This is a genomic window from Maribacter sp. Asnod1-A12 (genome assembly GCF_045063735.1).
GTDB lineage: Bacteria > Bacteroidota > Bacteroidia > Flavobacteriales > Flavobacteriaceae > Maribacter.
This window is the reverse complement of record NZ_JBEFNZ010000006.1, coordinates 336,401-356,527: the sequence shown is the minus strand read 5'-3', so window position 1 is coordinate 356,527 and position 20,127 is coordinate 336,401. Positions and strand designations below refer to the sequence as shown.

Genomic DNA, 20,127 nt, shown 5'->3' with positions numbered 1-20,127 from the left:
ATGTGTGGAATAGTATGTGCATTTGATGTTAAGGAAAGTACTGAGGTACTTAGACCTCAACTTTTAGAGATGTCAAAGAAAATTAGACATAGAGGTCCAGATTGGAGTGGTATCTATGCAGATGATAAAGCAATCTTGGCGCATGAGCGTTTGGCTATTGTAGATCCGGCTTCTGGAAAACAACCATTATTGAGTCCTAATGGTAAATTGATATTGGCTGCCAATGGTGAAATATATAATCACAGAGAATTACGTAAGCAGTTTGAAGGTAAATATGACTTTCAAACAGAATCTGACTGTGAGGTTATTTTGGCTTTGTATCAAGAAAAAGGAGTTGATTTTATAGATGAATTAAACGGAATTTTTGGTTTTACTATTTACGATGCCGAAAAAGATGAATATTTTGTAGCTCGTGATCATATGGGAATTATTCCTTTGTACATGGGTTGGGATAAAAATGGAACGTTCTATGTAGCTTCAGAACTAAAAGCATTAGAAGGTACCTGTACCAAGATAGAATTATTCCCTCCAGGGCATTACTTGCATAGTGCTGACGGAGAAATCAAAAGATGGTATTCTAGAGATTGGATGGAGTATGATGCCGTTAAGGATAATGCAACTAGTATTCAAGAAATTAAGGAAGCATTAGAGGCAGCAGTTCATAGACAGTTAATGTCTGATGTGCCTTACGGAGTTTTATTGTCAGGTGGGTTAGATTCTTCTGTAACTTCTGCGGTCGCTAAAAAATATGCTCAAAAAAGAATTGAGAGTGACGATACTACAGATGCATGGTATCCACAGTTACATTCTTTTTCTGTTGGTTTAGAGGGGTCACCAGATTTGGCTGCGGCAAAGAAGGTTGCAGATCACATTGGTACTGTGCACCACGAAATCAAATTTACGATTCAAGAAGGTTTAGATGCTATTAAAGATGTTATTTATAACATAGAAACGTATGACATTACTACAATTCGTTCATCTACGCCAATGTATTTAATGGCTAGGGTAATTAAGTCTATGGGTATAAAAATGGTATTGTCTGGCGAAGGTGCAGATGAGATTTTCGGAGGCTATTTGTATTTCCATAAAGCGCCAAACGCACAAGAGTTTCATGAAGAGACCGTACGTAAGTTAGATAAGCTGCACATGTACGATTGTTTAAGAGCTAACAAGAGTTTAGCTGCTTGGGGAATCGAAGGGCGTGTGCCGTTCTTGGATAAGGAATTTATGGACGTTGCTATGCGTATCAACCCGCAAGATAAAATGATCAACGGTGAGCGTATGGAGAAATGGGTAGTTCGTAAGGCTTTTGAAGATATGATACCTGAAAGCGTTGCTTGGAGGCAAAAAGAACAATTCAGTGATGGTGTTGGTTATAGTTGGATCGATACCTTAAAAGAATTGGTTGATAAAGAAATAACTGATGAGCAAATTAAAAATGCGGCATTCCGTTTTCCTATTAACACACCACTAAATAAAGAAGAGTATTATTATAGAACTATTTTTGAAGGGCATTTCCCTAGTGATGCTGCAGCATTAAGTGTGCCACAAGAAGCAAGTGTAGCTTGTAGTACAGCGACAGCCCTAGAATGGGACGAGGCATTTAAAAATATGAATGACCCTTCTGGTAGAGCAATAGCTAACGTGCATGACGAAGCATATGTTAAGCAATAGGGTTTGAATTAGTCAATAAATCTATTGTAAAAACCCCGTCTACTTTGGTAGACGGGGTTACTTTTTTTATGTGATTATGATTACAGCGTTTAAATACTATCAATCATTTCTTTTAATTTCTCTTTGGACTCTCCGGTCTTTTCTTGAATTCTTCCCAATAGCTCATCAGATTTTCCTTCTGCGTAAGTAAGGTCATCATCGGTAAGATCACCGTATTGTTGTTTAAGTTTTCCTTTAGCTATATTCCACTTTCCTTTAAATTGTTCTTCGTTCATAATAGATTATTTTAAGATTATACCTCTAAGTTAGTATCCATATCTAAAGGATATCTTAATATTTTGCGTTAGAAAGCGATAACGCAAATAATCAGTTTTATTCCGTTAATTTCAACGGTGAGATGTTAACATTATCCAAAAAAAAAGGCAGATTTAGCATGTAGCGGATAAGTTGTGTTTTATGGTTAATTAGGCTTCTGTACTTCAATTTAGGGATGATACCTGAAATATGGCGCAATTTGAGTATTGATGGCTAATTTTCCACAATTATTGTTGATAACTTGCTTTTGTCCAATCCTTAGAAAGGCTATATTTCATGGGGTATTGCGTATATTTGTAAGATTGCAAAATTTGAAGTAAAACAACCTTAATTTTATGAGCGAAGAAGCAAATAAGAAAAATTATTCGGCAGATAGTATTCAGGCCTTGGAGGGAATGGAGCACGTACGTATGCGTCCATCCATGTATATAGGTGATGTTGGGGTCCGTGGTTTGCACCATTTAGTATATGAAGTAGTAGATAACTCTATTGATGAGGCTATGGGTGGTCATTGTGACAACATTAGCGTAATCATAAACGAAGATAATTCCATAACCACTAAAGATAACGGTAGGGGTATACCTGTTGATCTTCACAAAAAAGAAGGCGTATCTGCATTACAGGTTGTAATGACCAAAATTGGTGCAGGTGGTAAGTTTGATAAAGATTCTTATAAAGTTTCTGGTGGTCTACACGGTGTTGGTGTTTCTTGTGTAAATGCATTGTCCGATCATTTATCGGCAACGGTTTATAGAGATGGTGTTGTTTGGCAACAAGAATACTCTAGGGGTAAGGCTTTGTATCCTGTTAAAAGAATAGGAGAAACTACGGAGAGAGGTACAGAGGTGACTTTTCACCCAGATGATACCATATTCACACAAACTATAGAATATAGCTACGAAACTTTGGCAAATAGAATGCGTGAGCTTTCTTTCTTGAACAAAGGGGTAACTATCAGTATTACCGATAAGCGTCAAAAAGATGAAAAAGGAGAGTACGTTGGAGAAACGTTCTTTTCTAATGAAGGTCTTAAAGAGTTTGTTAAGTTTTTAGATGGTAACCGTGAGTCTTTGATACAAGGGGTTATTGCTATGGAAGGGGAAAAAAATGATATTCCTGTAGAAGTAGCTATGATATATAACACTAGTTATACAGAGAATCTTCACTCTTACGTAAACAATATTAATACGCACGAAGGTGGTACGCATTTATCTGGATTTAGAAGAGGATTAACTTCTACTCTAAAAAAATATGCGGATGCTTCTGGAATGTTGGATAAGTTAAAGTTTGAAATTCAAGGAGATGATTTCCGTGAAGGTCTTACGGCAATTGTATCCGTAAAAGTTTCTGAGCCGCAATTCGAAGGTCAGACAAAAACAAAATTAGGTAACAGAGAGGTTTCGGCAGCAGTAAGTCAGGCGGTGTCTGAAATGTTGACAAATTATTTAGAAGAGCACCCTGACGATGCTAAAACAATTGTTCAGAAAGTAATTCTTGCAGCGCAGGCTAGACATGCAGCTTCTAAAGCTCGTGAAATGGTACAGCGTAAGAATGTAATGAGCGGTGGTGGTTTACCAGGTAAACTATCTGATTGCTCTGAACAAGATCCTGAAAAATGCGAGATATTCCTTGTCGAGGGAGATTCGGCGGGTGGTACTGCAAAAATGGGTCGTGATCGTAATTTTCAAGCAATTCTGCCATTAAGAGGTAAGATTTTGAACGTTGAAAAAGCCATGCAACATAAGGTTTTTGAAAACGAAGAAATCAAGAATATGTATACTGCTTTGGGGGTAACCATTGGTACCGAAGAAGATAGTAAGGCATTGAACCTTTCGAAATTAAGATATCATAAGGTAGTCATTATGTGTGATGCCGATGTCGATGGTAGCCATATTGAAACATTGATTTTAACTTTCTTCTTCCGTTATATGAGGGAATTGGTAGAGCAAGGTCATATTTATATCGCTACACCGCCTTTATATTTAGTGAAGAAAGGTCAGAAAAAGCAATATGCTTGGAGTGATAAAGAGCGTGATGATATTGCTAATAGCTATAGTGGTGGTGTTAGTATTCAACGTTACAAAGGTCTTGGTGAAATGAACGCTGAACAATTATGGGATACTACAATGAACCCTGAGTTTAGAACATTACGTCAAATACAAATAGATAATGCGACAGAAACAGATCGTGTTTTCTCAATGCTTATGGGTGACGAAGTGCCACCAAGAAGAGAATTTATTGAGAAAAATGCTGTTTATGCAAACATTGACACATAGAAAATACCATTTACACAACAAAAACCTGCGCCTACAGCGCAGGTTTTTTAGTTTTAGATAAAATTAGAAATATGAAAAATCTACTTACTTGCATTTTTGTTGGAACATGCTTAACGGCGACTGCTCAAGCAGATTTCAATAATGTGCTTTCAGCCGGCGTTGAAGATGCAGAAAGGTTTACTACGGATTACATGTCTCCACTATCAGAAAGTGTGGTGTACAGCATGTCAACAGGTTGGTATAATACTGCTGATGCAAAACCCTTAGGCGGATTTGAAATTTCAATTATAGGTAACATTACCGGTTTTAAGAATAAAGAGGATAAAAAGACATTTATCTTAGATCCAAATGATTATCAGAATTTGGATTTTGTGGATAACCCTGGCGTTGCAAGAGAGGTTTCAACTGCATTAGGTGATATTTCTGGAACAGAGGTATTCGTAGAAGGTGAAGTATTAGGGGTAACTGTTCGTGAGACTTTTGAACTACCATCAGGATTAGCAGGAGAAGATATCGATTTTATCCCTTCAGGATATTTACAAGGAAGTGTAGGGTTAATCAAAGGAACAGAAATAAAGGCAAGATTCCTTCCTAAAATAGAATATGAGGATGCATCTATAGGATTGTTCGGTGTAGGTCTTCAACATGACTTCACTAAATTATTACCAGCAGATAAGATTTTACCTGTAGCTATTTCCGCTGTTATAGGATACACTAATATTAGTGGAGATTATGACTTGGCCAATGCCAATTTAGTAGATGGTGAAAATCAGCGAATAGAAGCTGAAATCAGTAGCTGGGCTTTTGGTGCGGTTGTTTCAACAAAGTTACCGATCATTAACTTTTATGGCGGTGTAAATTATATTACCGGCAAATCTGTAACAGATGTTCTGGGAACGTATAGAGTTACAAGTGGCCCATTTGCATCAGATACATATGAAGATCCTTTTTCAATTACCAAGAAGGTAGATGGTGTGACCGGTACCTTAGGTACTAAACTAAAATTAGGTTTCTTTAGGTTGAATGCTGAATATAATTTAGGAGAGTTTAATACTGCAACGGTTGGTGTTAACTTCGGTTTTAGATAAAGACAAGTTTTAAATTTAAAAAGGTCCGATAGGTATTATCTCTAATTCCGTCGGACCTTTTTTTTGTGCTTTAAATAAGCGTAGGTAATACTTGTTAAAAGCTGTTTATAGAACAACAATGGGTATAAAAAAGACTGCCCAGATCCCTCCGGACAGCCTTTTTCCCATGGCCCTGTTAAAATCGTTTATTCCCTTATTGCCAATGTAGCGCCATCTTTCTTTTGAAGATAAAAACCATCTTCGGTAGATTTAATGGTGATCGTATTATTGGGCTTGCCTTCTAGACCTTTATACTCAACTGTATAAGTATCGTCTTGTTTGGACCAATTGAAATCTGTTTTTAGGGTAGTGGTAGAACCATCAATTTCATGATATCTTCCTAAGAAAACATCATTGAAAATCCATTCTTTACGAACAGTCTGCTTTGAGGAATTTTCGGTTACTATTAATTCCGATTGCGACCATATCCCTATGATAGGGTCGTTGTTTTGTTCAATGCGAGAACAGTTCGCAAGAAACACTATGGCACATATGGCCACCAAAGAGAGGAACTTCTTAGTCATAAGTAGGTTAATTTAATTTTGGATTTGGGATCCACAGTATTTAACGTGACTAATTTTGGCTTATTACTTTAATTCGACGTATGGCAGCTATTTGACGATTTCTTCGTTAAAGGGTAATTATTTTTAACAAAATATGCATTTTATCGAAGGTTTTTAGCTCTTTTTGAAGTAATTAAATAGACTTTTCAGTAGCATAATTCGTCAATAAATACCTATTTTTGAAGTGGAAATTCAATAAACATAAGGTGGGTGTTCCTCTTTATATATAATAATTCATAAAATAGAAATAAATGAAAGTTACAGTTGTAGGTGCTGGTGCAGTAGGTGCTAGTTGTGCAGAGTATATTGCCATTAAAGATTTTGCATCAGAAGTGGTTATTTTGGACATTAAGGAAGGTTATGCAGAAGGTAAAGCGATGGATTTAATGCAGACGGCTTCTTTAAACGGATTCGATACAAAGATAACAGGTAGTACAAATGACTACGCTAAAACAGCAGATAGCCATATAGCAGTAATTACTTCTGGTATCCCTAGAAAACCAGGTATGACCAGAGAAGAATTGATCGGTATTAACGCTGGTATCGTAAAAACCGTTTCTAGCAGTTTATTGGAGCATTCTCCAAACGTTATCATTATCGTAGTAAGTAACCCTATGGATACTATGACATATTTGGTTCACAAAACTACTGGCTTACCTAAAAATAGAATTATAGGTATGGGCGGTGCTTTGGATAGTGCTCGTTTTAAGTATCGTTTAGCAGAGGCTATGGAAGCTCCTATTTCTGATATCGACGGTATGGTAATAGGTGGTCATAGTGATAAGGGTATGGTGCCTTTAACTTCTCATGCAACTAGAAACAGTATTCGTGTATCTGAATTTTTAACTGATGAAAGATTAGAGCAAGTTGCTGCCGATACTAAAGTTGGTGGTGCTACTTTAACAGGTTTGTTAGGTACAAGTGCATGGTATGCTCCAGGTGCTGCGGTTTCTGCTTTGGTTCAAGCTATCGCGTGTGACCAAAAGAAAATGTTCCCTTGTTCTACAATGTTAGAAGGAGAATATGGTTTAAACGATATCTGTATAGGTGTACCTGTAATCTTAGGAAAAAACGGTATTGAAAAAATCGTTGACATTCCATTAAGCGATGCTGAAAAAGCGAAAATGCAAGAAAGTGCTGCTGGTGTTACTAAAACCAATGGTCTTTTAGAGTTGTAGTTTATATACTCTTAAACATAAAACAAAGCCTTTATAGTCTAACTATAAGGGCTTTATTTGTATTAATAGGTGAGCATTGGTATTATATATTGTAAAAAATATACTACCTAGAATAATCTTTCTTTTTATATTTGCCGCATGAATGCAAAATGGTGCGTAAGTACTTTATTTATTATTCTAGCCTTATTAGGGCTAAGTCAAGAGCAAACTAAAGCTTCTAATCAGCAAATTGTACTACAATTTGCTGATGTAGAATTAGCTTCGGAATCTGCCCATGATGAGATTTTAGCAGAAATCACCAAGAAACTAGAAGTTCTAGGTGTTGATGGTGTTGAAATTATAGAAAATGACGGTGCTCAATTAAGTATTCGTTATTATAGCGATGTTGATGCACTTAGTGTTAAAGAGTTTCTTTCTGAAGAAAATCAACCGCTAACAACCAATGAAGAAGAATTTCCTTCAGACTACCCAAAAGAACAACTACCTGAAACATATAATTTAGTAGTATCTGACCTGCATCAGCAAGCAGATAGCGGTGTTACTTTGAATGCAACTCTAGTTGCCGTTCAAAAGCAGGATTCTAAAAAATTGACTAACCCGGTATTATTGCCGTTTAGTAGTGCTGTAGAATTAGAGCAAGATGTTCTTGTAGCTACGGCTTATAAGATTAATAGAACTATTGCATTTGCAATAGATAATACTTCACAAATAATTCCAGAAGTAAGGGCAGGACCTTACTCATGTGGAAATAGCTAATTTCCGATAACATACACTAGTACTAAAGAGCGTAATAACTTCTACGTAAAAGTTGTTTGCCCTTTTTTTAAACATACATATAATCTTAATCAACATAAATTAAATAAACTATTAAAATGCAAAACAAAGGACTTATAAAGCTGTTTGCTTTATTATTTGGGTTAGTTAGTATTTACCAGCTATCCTATACTTTCGTAACCAGTAAAGTAGAAAAAGAAGCGACTACCTTCGCTGCAAGCCGAGTTTCTGAGGCAGAAGATGGCTATGTGGCCAAAAGAGAAGAAGTAGCTGCTAGCTATCTTGATTCTATTGGTAATAACCCTGTATTTGGGTATACCAATTACAATGAAGCTAAAAAGAAAGAACTTAATAAAGGTCTTGACCTTAAAGGTGGTATCAACGTTACATTACAGATTTCCATTAAGGATATCCTTAAAGGATTAGCAAATAATACAAAGAGCCCGGTATTTAATAAAGCATTAGCGGATGCGGATGCTGCTTCTAGTAATAGTGATGATACGTATATCGATTTGTTTTTTGAAGCTTTCGATAACATCAAAGGTGATACTAAATTAGCTTCGCCGGATATCTTCGCTAACAAAGGTCTTAGTGATGAAATCAACTTTCAAATGTCTGATGATGAGGTTAAGCCAATCATCCGTAGAAAAATCGATGAGTCTATCGTTTCTGCTTTTGAAGTATTAAGAGAACGTATAGATGGTTTTGGTGTAACACAGCCAAACATTCAAAGAGAAGGTAACTCTGGTCGTATTTTGGTTGAATTGCCAGGTGCTAGAGATATCGCTCGTGCACAAGATCTTTTATCTAGTACTGCTCAATTAGAGTTTTGGGAAACGTACAAGCAAAGTAATACAAGCTTTAGTACGTTTTTGATTCAGGCGAATGAGAAATTAAAAACGATTGTTGAGGTTAAGCAACCAGAACAAGTTAAAGAAGAGTCTGAATTAGATTCTTTATTATCTGATGTTTCTGCTGATTCTTTAGATTTAGCGACACAGGTTAATCCTTTATACGAATTATTGATTCCTGCTAACCCAGGATCAAATGCAATGTTCCGTGCTGCTATTAAGGATACGGCAACTATTGGTTCTTACTTAAGAATGCCGGAAATCAGAAGATTATTACCTGCTGATATTCAGTTTACAAAATTTGTATGGGAAAGACCATCTACAGAAGAAACTGAAGTTATCGATTTATACGCGTTGAAATCTAATCGCGAAGGAACGCCAAGAATTAGTGGTGATGTAGTAAGTGATGCTAGAGCGGATTTTGATCAGTTCAGTAAGCCTGCTGTTTCTATGACCATGAATACGAAAGGTGCTAAAGAATGGGAAAAATTAACTGGAGATGCTTACACCAACCAGACTGGTATAGCAATTGTTTTAGATAATAAAGTATATACTGCTCCTGGTGTTTCTTCTGGTCCTATTTCTGGTGGTCGTTCAGAAATCACGGGTGATTTTACAGTAAACGAAACTAAAGATATCTCTAACGTACTTAGAGCAGGTAAACTTCCAGCTTCTGCAGAAATCATTCAATCGGAAATTGTTGGTCCTTCATTAGGTCAAGAAGCTATTGATAGTGGTTTCATGTCTTTCTTAATCGCTTTTGTAATCGTTCTTTTATGGATGATCGGTTATTATGGTAAAGCAGGTGTATTTGCAGATATCGCTTTAATGTTGAACATCTTATTGATATTTGGTGTCTTAACTAGCTTAAATGCCGTGTTAACGTTACCTGGTATTGCCGGTATTGTTTTAACACTTGGTATGTCTGTCGATGCTAACGTACTGATCTTTGAGCGTATAAAAGAAGAATTGGCAAAAGGTAAGGGTAAGAGCCAAGCTGTAGCTGATGGTTTTGGTAATGCACTGTCTTCTATTTTAGATGCGAACATTACAACCGGTTTAACTGCGGTTATCTTATTTATTTTTGGTTCAGGTCCTATTAAAGGTTTCGCAACTACCTTACTTATTGGTATTATAACATCTTTATTTACTGCAATATTCATCACTCGTTTGTTGATCGACTGGTATATTAGTGGAAAAGGTAGAAGCTTGGATTTCTCTACTGGTATCACTAAAAACCTTTTCAAAGGAATCAATGTTGATTTCTTAGCGAAGAGAAAGATTGCTTATGTTATATCTGGGATTTTAATTCTAGCAGGACTAGCATCGTTGTTCTTTGGTCCAGGTTTACAGCAGGGTGTAGATTTCGTCGGTGGTCGTTCTTACACGGTTCGTTTTGAGCAACCTGTTAATCCTTCTGAAATATCTTCGGAATTAAATACAGTATTCGGTAGCGGAACTAATGTGAAGACTTATGGTGAATCTAATCAAATAAGGATTACAACGCCTTATAAGGTAGATGTTGAAGGTATCGAAGTAGATAATGAAATTCAAGATAAATTATACACGTCGCTTCAAAAGTATTTGCCAGATGGTATAACTAAAGATGCTTTTGTACTTGGAGGTATTGATGATGAGACTTTTGGTATTATGAAATCTTCAAAAGTAGGTCCTACTATTGCCGATGATATTAAAAACAATGCTTTCTTGGCAATTCTAGGGTCATTGGCAGTAGTGTTCTTATATATCTTATTAAGATTTAGAAGATGGCAATTCTCATTGGGTGCTGTTACTGCAGTATTCCATGATGTATTGATTGTACTTGGTGTATTCTCAATATTCGGTAAGCTGATGCCATTTAACATGGAAATCGATCAAGCGTTTATTGCGGCGATACTAACCGTAATTGGTTACTCGCTGAATGATACCGTGGTAGTATTTGACCGTATTCGTGAAACTTTGGCTGAACGTGGCTGGAAAGGTGGTTCTAACATTAACTATGCTATCAATAGTACGTTAAGTAGAACATTGAATACATCATTAACAACATTAGTGGTATTATTGGCAATCTTCATTTTCGGTGGTGAATCTTTAAGAGGATTCATGTTTGCAATGATCGTTGGTGTACTTATAGGTACATATTCATCTGTATTTATTGCAACTCCTGTAATGTTCGATGCATTGAGCAAGAAAATTACTTCTGGTGACGCTAAGCCTAGTGCTGAAGTAGAATAAATTTATAACTAACTCAGGTAAAAAGGCCGCTCAGAAATGAGCGGCTTTTTTTTGTTTGAATACTTTTTCGAATTGTGTTTCTCTAAGGGTCGATTCTTTTTTGTAACCCTTTTCTATTACTTTACTCTACTTGAAAACCAGTATTTTTAGCCATGTTTTTTTAAGTATAAAAGTTTATGCATTTCTTGCCTTTGAATCATAAACACTTAATCAAAATGAAAAAATTAATTATTGTAGGTTTTTTAGCATTGACATCTTTGTACAGTGGTAGTTTAAAAGCGCAATCTATTTACATTGGACCGAAGGTTGGATTGAACTTGGCGAATTTTACGGGTAATGTAAATTCAAGCTTAAGGGGTTTGGCTGCATTGCATGTAGGTGGCGTTGCTGAGATAGAGATTGTGGATATGTTCAGTATTCAGCCAGAGCTACTATATTCTGTAAAAGGTGCAATTTTAGACGACACCAAATTGGTGAATAGTTATCTTTCTTTACCAGTTATGGGAAAGTTTTATCCGATTGATATGTTATACATTGAAGCAGGTCCACAAATCGGTTTTCTTATTTCAGCAAATGAAAAATCTAATGCAAATAATATAAAGACTACTGATAGTTATAAAACGGTTGATTTAGGGCTTGGTTTCGGGGCCGGCGTAAATTTAAGAGATATTGGTCTTAGTCTTGGCTTGCGTTATAATGCTGGACTAAGTAATATATTTATTGATAATTCTAGAATTAAGAATGGTGTGTTTCAGATATCGGCTGCTTACACATTTGAACTTTAAAGAGGTATTTTATTTTATAATACGAGATGAACCATTTTTACTAGGTATAAGGTCTAAAGTCCGTTTCGGTTTTAGACCTTTTTCTTTTCTATGTGAAACGAAAATAATGGCGGTATCGGTTTCTTTGGCAAATTTGTTGACCAAGGCAACCAATAAACTGGCGGACTCATCATCCATATCTGCTGTTGGTTCGTCCAATATTAAAATTGGAGGTCTTTTGACCATGGCTCGCGCAGTCATTACCAAACGTTGTTGCCCAGTGGATAATGTATTAAAATATTGCTTTTTTTGATCTTGTAATTCTAAAAGGATCAACCATTGATCAATTATTCTTTTTTGTAGCTCTGTAGGTATGGTGTAGAGCCCTACGGAATCCGTTAAGCCAGAAATGAGCATATGTTCTATAGAATGTCTGCCATTAAATTTAAGTGTCATTGCGGGTGCGTAATACCCTATTTTCTTTTTAATGTCCCAAACACTTTCTCCACTACCTTTTTTATTTCCGAATAAATATATTTCTTGACCGTATGCTTTTGGATTATCACCAAATATCATGGAAAGCATGGTAGATTTTCCGCTACCGTTCGCACCTGAAAGTTGCCAGAAATCACCCTTCTTTACTGTCCAGTTGATATTGTTCAATATTTGCTTCTCACCATAAGAGATACTTACATTTTTAAAATCAATCAAAATATTATCTAGGTTGGTAATAGGTGTGATTGATGCAGGTATATTTATAGCATTGAATGTGTGGCTATTTGTATTCTCGTTCAATATCGATTTCTCTAATACTGTAAATTCATTTTTTTTAAGGCTGCCAAAATGATTGATAAAAGAAAGGGTGTCTTCTTTTCTGCTCGCCAATTGAATAAATGCAATTTCTGTTGAATGTTGTTTTAGTATTAATTTTAATTCTTCTTGAAAAGCAATGTCTAAATTGTCAAAAGGATTATCTAGAATTATATAATCTGGTTTTTCGTTTAATAGATACTTTAGTAGTGCTTTTTTTTGCTCCCCACTAGACATGGTCTCCAGGGCTTGATTTTCAGAGCTGATAATCTTTTCATCATGTTTATCTTCTTCGTCAATAAGTTTATCTAAAGTGAAAGCAGAAAATAACCGGCCGTTTTTAGGTTTGAATTCTTGAAGCGCTACAGGTATGTTACCATATTGAAAGTCTTTAATGAAGCCTTTCTTGTTAGAATTGTTATCTAAATATATTACCCAATGACTCATTTATGCGTTTATTCTAAAAATATGAACTTCGTTATTGTGATAGGAAGTAGTAAAATCTAAAAACATCCCATTTTTTATAACTGTTTTTTGCGAGGGAATATTATCAACTTGTATGATTGAAATTAGGCTTTTGGTCCATCCTTTTTGAAAAGCTATTTCTTTACACTTTTTGGCAGCTTCAAAAGCAAAACCTTGTCGCCAATATTTTGGGAGAATGGAATAGCCTATTTCAAATTCTTTTTTACCATCTACCTCTTGTATTAGTATTCCAGAAAGACCTACTAGCGTATTAGTGTCTTTTAAGAATAAAGAGTTCATGCCACCTAAGTTGTCATTATAGCGCTCAAATATTCTGTCAAATTGTTGTTGGCATGCCACAATAGGATCGGTTGGTAAACCTGACCAATATTGGGTACTTAAAGGTTCTTCATGAAAAGGGAGCCAATTTTGAAAATCTGATGGTTGTACTTCTTTAAAAAGTAAGCGTTCAGATTCTTCATTGAATAATACATATTCTGGCATTATTTCGTAATAAAATATTAGAAGCGGTAATTACTTTCTGCTAAAGCTAATGCTGTCACCAATAGATAGCCCTAATTCTTGCGCTAGACCACCGTTAATTTCAAGAACATATTTGATAGGTACCTGTGAAGATAAACCGGTCTCATTAAGTGGCTGGGCATTTTCTTGAAAACTAGCAATTTTTAAATCATCTTTTATATAAATAATATCTAGAGGAAACTCTGTATTCTTCATGTAAAAAGAATGCATTCTCTGGTCAGGGAAAATAAATAGCATACCCTGGTCATCTTCCATTCCCTTGCGGTACATAAGTCCCGTTTGGGTTTCGTAATCCGTTTCTGCAAACTCAATATTAAATTTGGTCTTCACGGTATCGCTTGCATTTAAAAAGATGGTTATATCTCCTTCATAAGTGAAATCTATACTTTGCGTGGCAATAGTCTTCTTAGGTTCTTCTTTACAAGAAAAAGCTAGTAGTGCAACAGCCATTAAAATAACCGAACTTTTATATATAGTTTTCAATACTATGCGGTTTTAGTTTTTTTAAACATGAAGTATAATCCAATTAGAATAAAAGGAATACTCAACCATTGCCCGGTAGAAAGTAAGCCTAAAGATTCTTCAAACCCACCTTGACTTTTCTTTACAAATTCTGCAAAGAAACGAACCGTCCAAAGTAATACAAAGAACAAGCCGAACAAATAGCCTGGTTTATTCTTCTTATCGGTTTTCCAGTATAGGAAATATAAAAGAATGAATATGAACAAGTAACCTATGCCTTCATACAATTGTGCCGGATGACGGTATGGTATCTCAGCTAAATACTGTGAAAACTGTGGGTTGTTTTCTATTGCTGCATAAGCCGCATTCAATGTTTTTTCTTGTGTAATGCCTAATGCTTTTGATGGATGTAAGTCGTCTGAATCTCGAATGAATTTGGTAGCGAATATGAAGTTTTCATCTACCACTTTCCCATTGATTTCAGAATTGAAAAAGTTACCTAGACGTACGCAGAAACAACCAATTGCCACTGGTATAGCCATTCTGTCAAATATCCAAAGCATTTTAAATTTCGGGTATTTTCTAGTGTACAGATACGTACCGATTATGATACCAATAGTAGCTCCGTGACTGGCTAAACCGGCAAAGCCTGTAAACTCATAACCATCTATTATGCCAAATAATAAACTGCCTGTATCACTTTCGCGAACAGGAATTAAAATCTCTATAAGATGATTGGAATAGTATGCCCAGTCATAAAAGAATACATGCCCCAATCTTGCACCAAGCATTGTACTTAGAACCGTGTAGATAAATAGCGAATCTAATTGTTCTACGGATTTTTTCTCATTTAGGAATATCTTTTTCATGATAAACCAACCTAATGCAAAGGCGGTAATCCAAAGAAGATTGTAATACTTAATTTGTATGAATCCGATGTTAAAAAGTGTCTCATTCGGATTCCAAGTAATTCCTAAGAAATGCATGTGTTGAATTTTGAAAGGCTAAGATAATAAAATAGAAATCTACCTAGGCTTTAGATTGTGGAAATCGGTTTTGTTCTAGGTTAAAAGAGCGTTAAGTTTATATAGGGTAGAAAAGAGAGAAGAGAAAATAGATGTTAGATAAAAGAAATACTTGGTTATTTGACTATGTCAGAGTTTTGACCAACTGAACTTTTAACTTTAGTTAGCTTTTTTTTGACTTGAACTTGGACTTTGCGTTTGAAGCTTAATCAAGGAACTGGGTCATATCCTTTTCCGCCCCAAGGGTTGCAGCTAAAAATTCGTTTGGTTGCCATCCATCCGCCTTTGAATAAACCGTGTTTTTTTAATGCTTCAAGTGTGTACTGAGAGCAAGTAGGGGAGTATCTACATGTTGCTGGAGTATACGGAGAGATAGCTACTTGGTAAAACCGGACTAGAAATACCAAGGGAGCAATAAGAATTTTTTTTAATGAGATTTTCACGATGACAAATTGATAATACAAATTTACTACAAAACAACTAACCGTGTAAAATAAGAAGTCCGGATGAGTTGCATCCGGACTTTTGAAAATGAAATAGTTTCGGTTTAGGCGCCTATTCTTATGGGGTCTAGATGTTCTGCTTCTTCTGCAGAGTATAATCTAGATTTGATTAAAAATCGAAGTCCTAACGGAATTTCCAATGAAAAACTAGAACCAATGCCAGGGACAACATCAACCGTTAGTTGCGTGTGTTTCCAATATTCAAACTGATCTTTAGACATATGAAAATCGCAACCTTCTATGGTGCCCAACCAAACATCGTTATCATCGAGCATTAAATCTCCTTTTTCAAAACACATGGGAGATGAACCATCACAACAGCCACCACTTTGGTGAAACATAAGTTCGCCATGCTTTTCTTTTAGCTGAGCAATTATTTCAGCCGCTTTTTCGGTTACTAATACTCTTTTTGTTTTCATCATAAATTGTTTTTTAAAAGAAGCCCATTTTCTTCTTATCGTAAGAGATAAGCATGTTTTTGGTTTGACGGTAATGTGCCAACATCATTTTATGGTTCTCTCTACCAATACCTGACTTTTTATACCCACCGAAAGGAGCATGAGCAGGGTACAGGTGATAGCAGTTGACCCAAACTCTACCGGCTTTTATCGCTCTTGATATTTGATAGGCTTGGTGGGTGTCACGTGTCCAAACGCCTGCACCTAGACCATAAAGGGTGTCATTTGCAATTTCTATAGCTTCGGCTTCATCTTTAAAAGTGGTTACACAAAGAACGGGACCAAAAATTTCTTCTTGGAAAACTCGCATTTTATTATTCCCTTTTAAGATAGTCGGTTCAACATAGTAACCACCTTCTAGACCTTCGTTATACGCTTGAGAACCGCCAGTAAGTACCTCGCAACCTTCTTCTTTACCTATTTCTATATAGCTAAGGATTTTCTCGAATTGATCGTTGGAAGCTTGAGCGCCCATCATTGTGTTTGGATCTAAAGGATGCCCCATTTTAATAGCCTTGGTACGTTCTATTACTCGTTCTATAAACTTGTCATAAATACTTTCTTGTACCAACATTCGAGATGGGCATGTGCAAACTTCACCTTGGTTTAAGGCAAACATATTGGCGCCTTCTAAACACTTGTCAAAGAATTCATCATCAGCATCCATAATACTTTCAAAAAATACATTTGGAGATTTACCACCTAACTCTAAGGTAACCGGAGTAATATTTTTAGATGCGTATTGCATGATCAATTGCCCTGTCGTAGTTTCACCGGTAAAGGCAATTTTATCAATTCTTGGACTAGAGGCTAATGGTTTACCTGCTTCTGCACCAAATCCGTTTACAATGTTTAATACACCGTCAGGTAAAATACCTTCAATGATTTCCATTAAAATTAAAATTGCAACAGGGGTTTGTTCGGCAGGTTTTAAAACTACACAGTTACCGGCAGCCAATGCTGGAGCCAATTTCCAAGTAGCCATTAATAATGGGAAATTCCATGGTATAATTTGACCGACGACACCTAGTGGTTCCGTGACATTTAGTGCCACCGTATTAGAATCCAATTCACTGACAGACCCTTCTTCTGCTCTAATGACGCCCGCAAAATATCTAAAATGATCGACTGCCAAAGGTAAATCTGCGGCTCTAGTTTCACGAATGGCTTTACCGTTATCCCAAGTTTCTGCTCTTGCAAGCACTTCTAAGTTTTGTTCTATTTTGTCTGCAATTTTTAAAAGCATATTGCTTCTTTCTGTTGCTGAAGATGCGTTCCATGACGTTGCAGCTTTCCATGCAGCATCAATTGCCATGTCTATATCTTCTGCTGTTGACCTAGGTATTTTTGTGAAAGACTTACCATCTACAGGTGAAATGTTGTCAAAATATTCTCCCTTACTTGGTGCTACCCACTTACCTCCAATAAAATTTTCATATTGGTTTTTAAACTTCGGTTTTTGAAGTACATCTTTTTCTACAGTTGCTGTTGTGCTCATAATATATGATTTAAGTATTAATAGATTTAAAACTCCTGAGTGGGAGTACGTTTTGTTTTATATTCTAAATGTACTTACCACTTTCTTAGGTTGTCTGACCGATTCTATGAATAATGTGAACTATTCTATCATTTATTGATATTATGATTTTTTTAAGTATAAAATTTTGTAAATTTCTTAATTTTATAATAAAAAATAAGATGATTCAATTGTCAGATAATTTTTTAAAAGGAAGACGATTAGAGACTTTGGTAGAAAACCAGACCTCTTATACCATGAACAATGCCGCTATGCATGTTTTCGAAACGCATGAACAAGCCGCAAGTGTTTTGTTGAAATTTGAGCAACCTGTTTTAGCAAGTATGATTCAAGGAAAGAAAATAATGCATTTACGTGATTACGAATCTTTTGATTTTTTACCAGGTGAGTCATTGGTATTGCCTGCAAATGAAAATATGTGTATAGATTTTCCAGAAGCAATGGCAAAGAATCCTACCCGTTGTTTAGCTATGGCAATTTCTGAAGATAAAATAAATAATGTATTACAGTTTATGAACGAGAGTATGCCCAAAAGTAATAAAGAAGCTTGGGGGCTCATGGACTATAATTTTCATTTTGTAAACGATCGTGGAATATTTCAAATTATTCAGCGACTCTTGTTTTTGTTTTCAGAAGAACATCCATCTAAAGATGTATTTGTAGATAACATGTTACGCGAACTTATTATTAGAATTTTACAAACCAATGAACGTAAAATATATAGTAATGCTACATTGTCTATAAATAAAGAGAGTAGACTGACTGAAGTGATCCGTTATATTAGAGATAATGTGCATAAGTCATTAAATGTAGATGGCCTTAGTAAAATTGCTTGTATGAGTCCGTCTCATTTTTATAGAACATTTAAAGTAGAGTTGGGTATTTCTCCAGTAGAGTTTATAAATAATGAGCGCATAAAATTAGCTGTAGGATTGTTACGGGATCCAAAGCGTAGCATTAAAGATGTTTATCTAGATTGCGGGTTTGAGAGTAGATCTTACTTTAATCGGGTATTTAAAACAAGGCAGCACATAGCACCTGGTGCGTACCAGTCGAAAATACAGAAATCTAGATTTTTAGATTAAGATTATAAGCTATATGTAGTACCTTCTTTACCGTCTTTTAATTGAATACCCAATGCAGCCAATTGGTCGCGAATTTGATCAGATGTGGCAAAATCTTTGTTTTCTCTAGCTGATTTACGTAATTCAATCAATAGCTCTACAACACCACCTAATTTTTCTGTATCGGCATCAGAACTACTTTTGTTTTCTAAACCTAAAACATCAAAAACGAAACCATGTAAAGTGCTTTCTAATTCTAGTTTATCTTCTGCGGTAATAGATTCAGTGCCTTCCTTGATAAGGTTAATATGCTTAACGGCATCAAATAATTTCGCAATTAGTATAGGTGAATTAAAATCATCGTTCATGGCAGCATAACAAGATGCTTTCCAATCGGCAACATTAAAATCGGTAGTCTTGCCAGTATTTAAGGATTTAAGGGAATTGATAGCCTCCATCAATTTATTAAATCCTTTTTCAGATGCTAGTAAAGCATCATTACTCATATCTAAAATGCTGGTGTAGTGAGCTTGCATCATAAAGAAACGTACCATAGACGGTGAGAAGGGCTTACTTAGAATCTCATTCTCACCAGAAAAAATCTCTCCTGGTAAAATGCTATTTCCGGTAGATTTTGCCATTTTTCTACCGTTCAAGGTCAGCATATTGGCATGTAACCAATAGTTTACTGGACTTTGACCATTGCAAGCTTCTGCCTGTGCGATCTCACATTCGTGATGTGGGAATTTTAAATCCATTCCGCCACCGTGTATATCGAATGTCTCACCTAAATACTTTGTGCTCATCGCAGTACATTCTAAATGCCACCCAGGGAATCCATCTCCCCATGGTGAAGGCCACCTCATAATATGTTGCGGTTCAGCTTTTTTCCATAAAGCAAAATCTTGCGGATTATGCTTGTCATCTTGAGCGGCAAGATCACGGGTGTTAGCAATCATATCTTCAAGCTTACGACCACTTAGTTTACCGTACTCATGCTCTTCGTTGAACTTAGCGACGTCAAAATATACAGAACCATTTGTTTCGTATGCAAATCCTTTTTCAAGAATATCCTTAATGATTTCAATTTGTTCTATAATATGTCCTGTTGCCGTGGGTTCTATACTTGGAGGCAAAAAATTAAATTTCTCTAAAATATTATGGAAATCTACGGTATAACGCTGAACAACTTCCATTGGTTCTAACTTTTCTAAACGTGCTTTTTTTGCAATTTTATCTTCGCCATCTTCTGCATCATCAACTAAGTGACCGGCATCTGTAATATTGCGAACATAGCGTACTTTGTAGCCCAGGTGTTTAAAGTATCTAAAAATCATATCAAAAGACATGAAAGTTCTACAGTTTCCTAAATGTACATTGCTGTACACAGTGGGTCCACAAACGTACATACCTATATGACCTTCATTTATGGGTTTGAAAACTTCCTTTTTTCCGGTTAGGGAATTGTATACTTTGATTTCCTGATTTTCGTACAATTGCATG

Annotated in this window: 18 protein-coding genes; 8 read left to right on the top strand and 10 right to left on the bottom strand. The window is 35.8% G+C overall.

Features of this window, described 5'->3' with window-relative positions; all coding sequences use genetic code 11:
- Positions 1–1,674, top strand: a complete 1,674-nt coding sequence (asnB, locus tag ACJJVP_RS01510) for an asparagine synthase B (protein WP_405410220.1) — start codon at positions 1–3, stop codon at positions 1,672–1,674.
- Between the two features lie 89 nt (positions 1,675–1,763).
- Here the strand turns inward: asnB and ACJJVP_RS01505 are convergent, their stop codons facing one another.
- Positions 1,764–1,949 (bottom strand): CsbD family protein, encoded by a 186-nt coding sequence (locus tag ACJJVP_RS01505; RefSeq protein ID WP_405410219.1) that lies wholly within the window; start codon positions 1,947–1,949, stop codon positions 1,764–1,766.
- 375 nt (positions 1,950–2,324) lie between these two features.
- Here ACJJVP_RS01505 and gyrB point away from each other — a divergent pair, with 375 nt between their 5' ends.
- Positions 2,325–4,265, top strand: a complete 1,941-nt coding sequence (gene gyrB, locus ACJJVP_RS01500) for a DNA topoisomerase (ATP-hydrolyzing) subunit B (protein WP_405410217.1) — start codon at positions 2,325–2,327, stop codon at positions 4,263–4,265.
- 71 nt (positions 4,266–4,336) lie between these two features.
- Positions 4,337–5,353 (top strand): DUF6588 family protein, encoded by a 1,017-nt coding sequence (locus tag ACJJVP_RS01495; protein ID WP_405410215.1) that lies wholly within the window; start codon positions 4,337–4,339, stop codon positions 5,351–5,353.
- A gap of 185 nt (positions 5,354–5,538) precedes the next feature.
- On the opposite strand, the gene ACJJVP_RS01490 is transcribed toward ACJJVP_RS01495, so the two are convergent.
- Positions 5,539–5,916: a hypothetical protein gene (locus tag ACJJVP_RS01490; protein ID WP_405410213.1), complete on the bottom strand. Its 378-nt coding sequence runs from the start codon at positions 5,914–5,916 to the stop codon at positions 5,539–5,541.
- A gap of 290 nt (positions 5,917–6,206) precedes the next feature.
- Between ACJJVP_RS01490 and ACJJVP_RS01485 the strand changes: the two genes are divergently transcribed.
- The 4 genes from ACJJVP_RS01485 to ACJJVP_RS01470 all read left to right on the top strand — a co-directional run bounded on the left by ACJJVP_RS01485 (position 6,207) and on the right by ACJJVP_RS01470 (position 11,778).
- Positions 6,207–7,133: a malate dehydrogenase gene (locus ACJJVP_RS01485; protein ID WP_405410211.1), complete on the top strand. Its 927-nt coding sequence runs from the start codon at positions 6,207–6,209 to the stop codon at positions 7,131–7,133.
- Positions 7,134–7,271: 138 nt separating this feature from the next.
- On the top strand, positions 7,272–7,889 hold the full coding sequence (locus ACJJVP_RS01480; protein ID WP_036152530.1) for a hypothetical protein: 618 nt from the start codon (positions 7,272–7,274) through the stop codon (positions 7,887–7,889).
- Between the two features lie 116 nt (positions 7,890–8,005).
- Positions 8,006–10,993 carry a protein translocase subunit SecDF gene (gene secDF, locus ACJJVP_RS01475; RefSeq protein ID WP_405410209.1) on the top strand — a complete coding sequence of 996 codons (2,988 nt, stop codon included), beginning with the start codon at positions 8,006–8,008 and terminating at the stop codon, positions 10,991–10,993.
- A 215-nt stretch (positions 10,994–11,208) separates the two neighbouring features.
- Positions 11,209–11,778 carry a porin family protein gene (locus ACJJVP_RS01470; protein ID WP_405410207.1) on the top strand — a complete coding sequence of 190 codons (570 nt, stop codon included), beginning with the start codon at positions 11,209–11,211 and terminating at the stop codon, positions 11,776–11,778.
- A gap of 9 nt (positions 11,779–11,787) precedes the next feature.
- Here the strand turns inward: ACJJVP_RS01470 and ACJJVP_RS01465 are convergent, their stop codons facing one another.
- From ACJJVP_RS01465 to ACJJVP_RS01435, 7 genes are all read right to left on the bottom strand, one after another.
- Positions 11,788–13,014 (bottom strand): ATP-binding cassette domain-containing protein, encoded by a 1,227-nt coding sequence (locus ACJJVP_RS01465; protein WP_405410205.1) that lies wholly within the window; start codon positions 13,012–13,014, stop codon positions 11,788–11,790.
- The gene (locus ACJJVP_RS01460; RefSeq protein WP_405410203.1) at positions 13,015–13,536 is read right to left on the bottom strand and encodes a GNAT family N-acetyltransferase; all 522 of its coding nucleotides are present in this window, start codon (positions 13,534–13,536) and stop codon (positions 13,015–13,017) included.
- Between the two features lie 30 nt (positions 13,537–13,566).
- Positions 13,567–14,058: a DUF192 domain-containing protein gene (locus ACJJVP_RS01455; protein WP_405410202.1), complete on the bottom strand. Its 492-nt coding sequence runs from the start codon at positions 14,056–14,058 to the stop codon at positions 13,567–13,569.
- A gap of 2 nt (positions 14,059–14,060) precedes the next feature.
- Positions 14,061–15,023 carry a prolipoprotein diacylglyceryl transferase gene (lgt, locus tag ACJJVP_RS01450; RefSeq protein WP_405410200.1) on the bottom strand — a complete coding sequence of 321 codons (963 nt, stop codon included), beginning with the start codon at positions 15,021–15,023 and terminating at the stop codon, positions 14,061–14,063.
- 248 nt (positions 15,024–15,271) lie between these two features.
- On the bottom strand, positions 15,272–15,505 hold the full coding sequence (gene yidD, locus ACJJVP_RS01445) for a membrane protein insertion efficiency factor YidD (protein WP_245233005.1): 234 nt from the start codon (positions 15,503–15,505) through the stop codon (positions 15,272–15,274).
- Positions 15,506–15,609: 104 nt separating this feature from the next.
- Positions 15,610–15,984, bottom strand: a complete 375-nt coding sequence (locus ACJJVP_RS01440; RefSeq protein ID WP_405416114.1) for a DUF779 domain-containing protein — start codon at positions 15,982–15,984, stop codon at positions 15,610–15,612.
- Positions 15,985–15,997: 13 nt separating this feature from the next.
- Positions 15,998–17,521, bottom strand: a complete 1,524-nt coding sequence (locus ACJJVP_RS01435; protein WP_405410198.1) for an aldehyde dehydrogenase family protein — start codon at positions 17,519–17,521, stop codon at positions 15,998–16,000.
- Positions 17,522–17,721: 200 nt separating this feature from the next.
- Between ACJJVP_RS01435 and ACJJVP_RS01430 the strand changes: the two genes are divergently transcribed.
- The gene (locus tag ACJJVP_RS01430) at positions 17,722–18,645 is read left to right on the top strand and encodes an AraC family transcriptional regulator (RefSeq protein ID WP_405410197.1); all 924 of its coding nucleotides are present in this window, start codon (positions 17,722–17,724) and stop codon (positions 18,643–18,645) included.
- Between the two features lie 2 nt (positions 18,646–18,647).
- On the opposite strand, the gene cysS is transcribed toward ACJJVP_RS01430, so the two are convergent.
- Complete coding sequence (gene cysS, locus ACJJVP_RS01425) at positions 18,648–20,126, bottom strand: cysteine--tRNA ligase (RefSeq protein ID WP_405410195.1); 1,479 nt, start codon at positions 20,124–20,126, stop codon at positions 18,648–18,650.
- Between the last annotated feature and the right edge of the window lies 1 nt (position 20,127).

What these genes read in the sequence shown, in the direction of transcription:
- ACJJVP_RS01470 (WP_405410207.1), top strand. Translation starts at nt 11,209, where the DNA reads ATGAAAAAATTAATTATTGTAGGTTTTTTAGCATTGACATCTTTGTAC.
- cysS (WP_405410195.1), bottom strand. Translation starts at nt 20,126, where the DNA reads ATGCAATTGTACGAAAATCAGGAAATCAAAGTATACAATTCCCTAACC.
- gyrB (WP_405410217.1), top strand. Translation starts at nt 2,325, where the DNA reads ATGAGCGAAGAAGCAAATAAGAAAAATTATTCGGCAGATAGTATTCAG.
- secDF (WP_405410209.1), top strand. Translation starts at nt 8,006, where the DNA reads ATGCAAAACAAAGGACTTATAAAGCTGTTTGCTTTATTATTTGGGTTA.
- ACJJVP_RS01495 (WP_405410215.1), top strand. Translation starts at nt 4,337, where the DNA reads ATGAAAAATCTACTTACTTGCATTTTTGTTGGAACATGCTTAACGGCG.
- ACJJVP_RS01435 (WP_405410198.1), bottom strand. Translation starts at nt 17,521, where the DNA reads ATGAGCACAACAGCAACTGTAGAAAAAGATGTACTTCAAAAACCGAAG.
- ACJJVP_RS01490 (WP_405410213.1), bottom strand. Translation starts at nt 5,916, where the DNA reads ATGACTAAGAAGTTCCTCTCTTTGGTGGCCATATGTGCCATAGTGTTT.
- ACJJVP_RS01440 (WP_405416114.1), bottom strand. Translation starts at nt 15,984, where the DNA reads ATGAAAACAAAAAGAGTATTAGTAACCGAAAAAGCGGCTGAAATAATT.
- asnB (WP_405410220.1), top strand. Translation starts at nt 1, where the DNA reads ATGTGTGGAATAGTATGTGCATTTGATGTTAAGGAAAGTACTGAGGTA.
- ACJJVP_RS01480 (WP_036152530.1), top strand. Translation starts at nt 7,272, where the DNA reads ATGAATGCAAAATGGTGCGTAAGTACTTTATTTATTATTCTAGCCTTA.
- ACJJVP_RS01460 (WP_405410203.1), bottom strand. Translation starts at nt 13,536, where the DNA reads ATGCCAGAATATGTATTATTCAATGAAGAATCTGAACGCTTACTTTTT.
- ACJJVP_RS01430 (WP_405410197.1), top strand. Translation starts at nt 17,722, where the DNA reads ATGATTCAATTGTCAGATAATTTTTTAAAAGGAAGACGATTAGAGACT.
- ACJJVP_RS01485 (WP_405410211.1), top strand. Translation starts at nt 6,207, where the DNA reads ATGAAAGTTACAGTTGTAGGTGCTGGTGCAGTAGGTGCTAGTTGTGCA.
- ACJJVP_RS01505 (WP_405410219.1), bottom strand. Translation starts at nt 1,949, where the DNA reads ATGAACGAAGAACAATTTAAAGGAAAGTGGAATATAGCTAAAGGAAAA.
- lgt (WP_405410200.1), bottom strand. Translation starts at nt 15,023, where the DNA reads ATGCATTTCTTAGGAATTACTTGGAATCCGAATGAGACACTTTTTAAC.
- ACJJVP_RS01465 (WP_405410205.1), bottom strand. Translation starts at nt 13,014, where the DNA reads ATGAGTCATTGGGTAATATATTTAGATAACAATTCTAACAAGAAAGGC.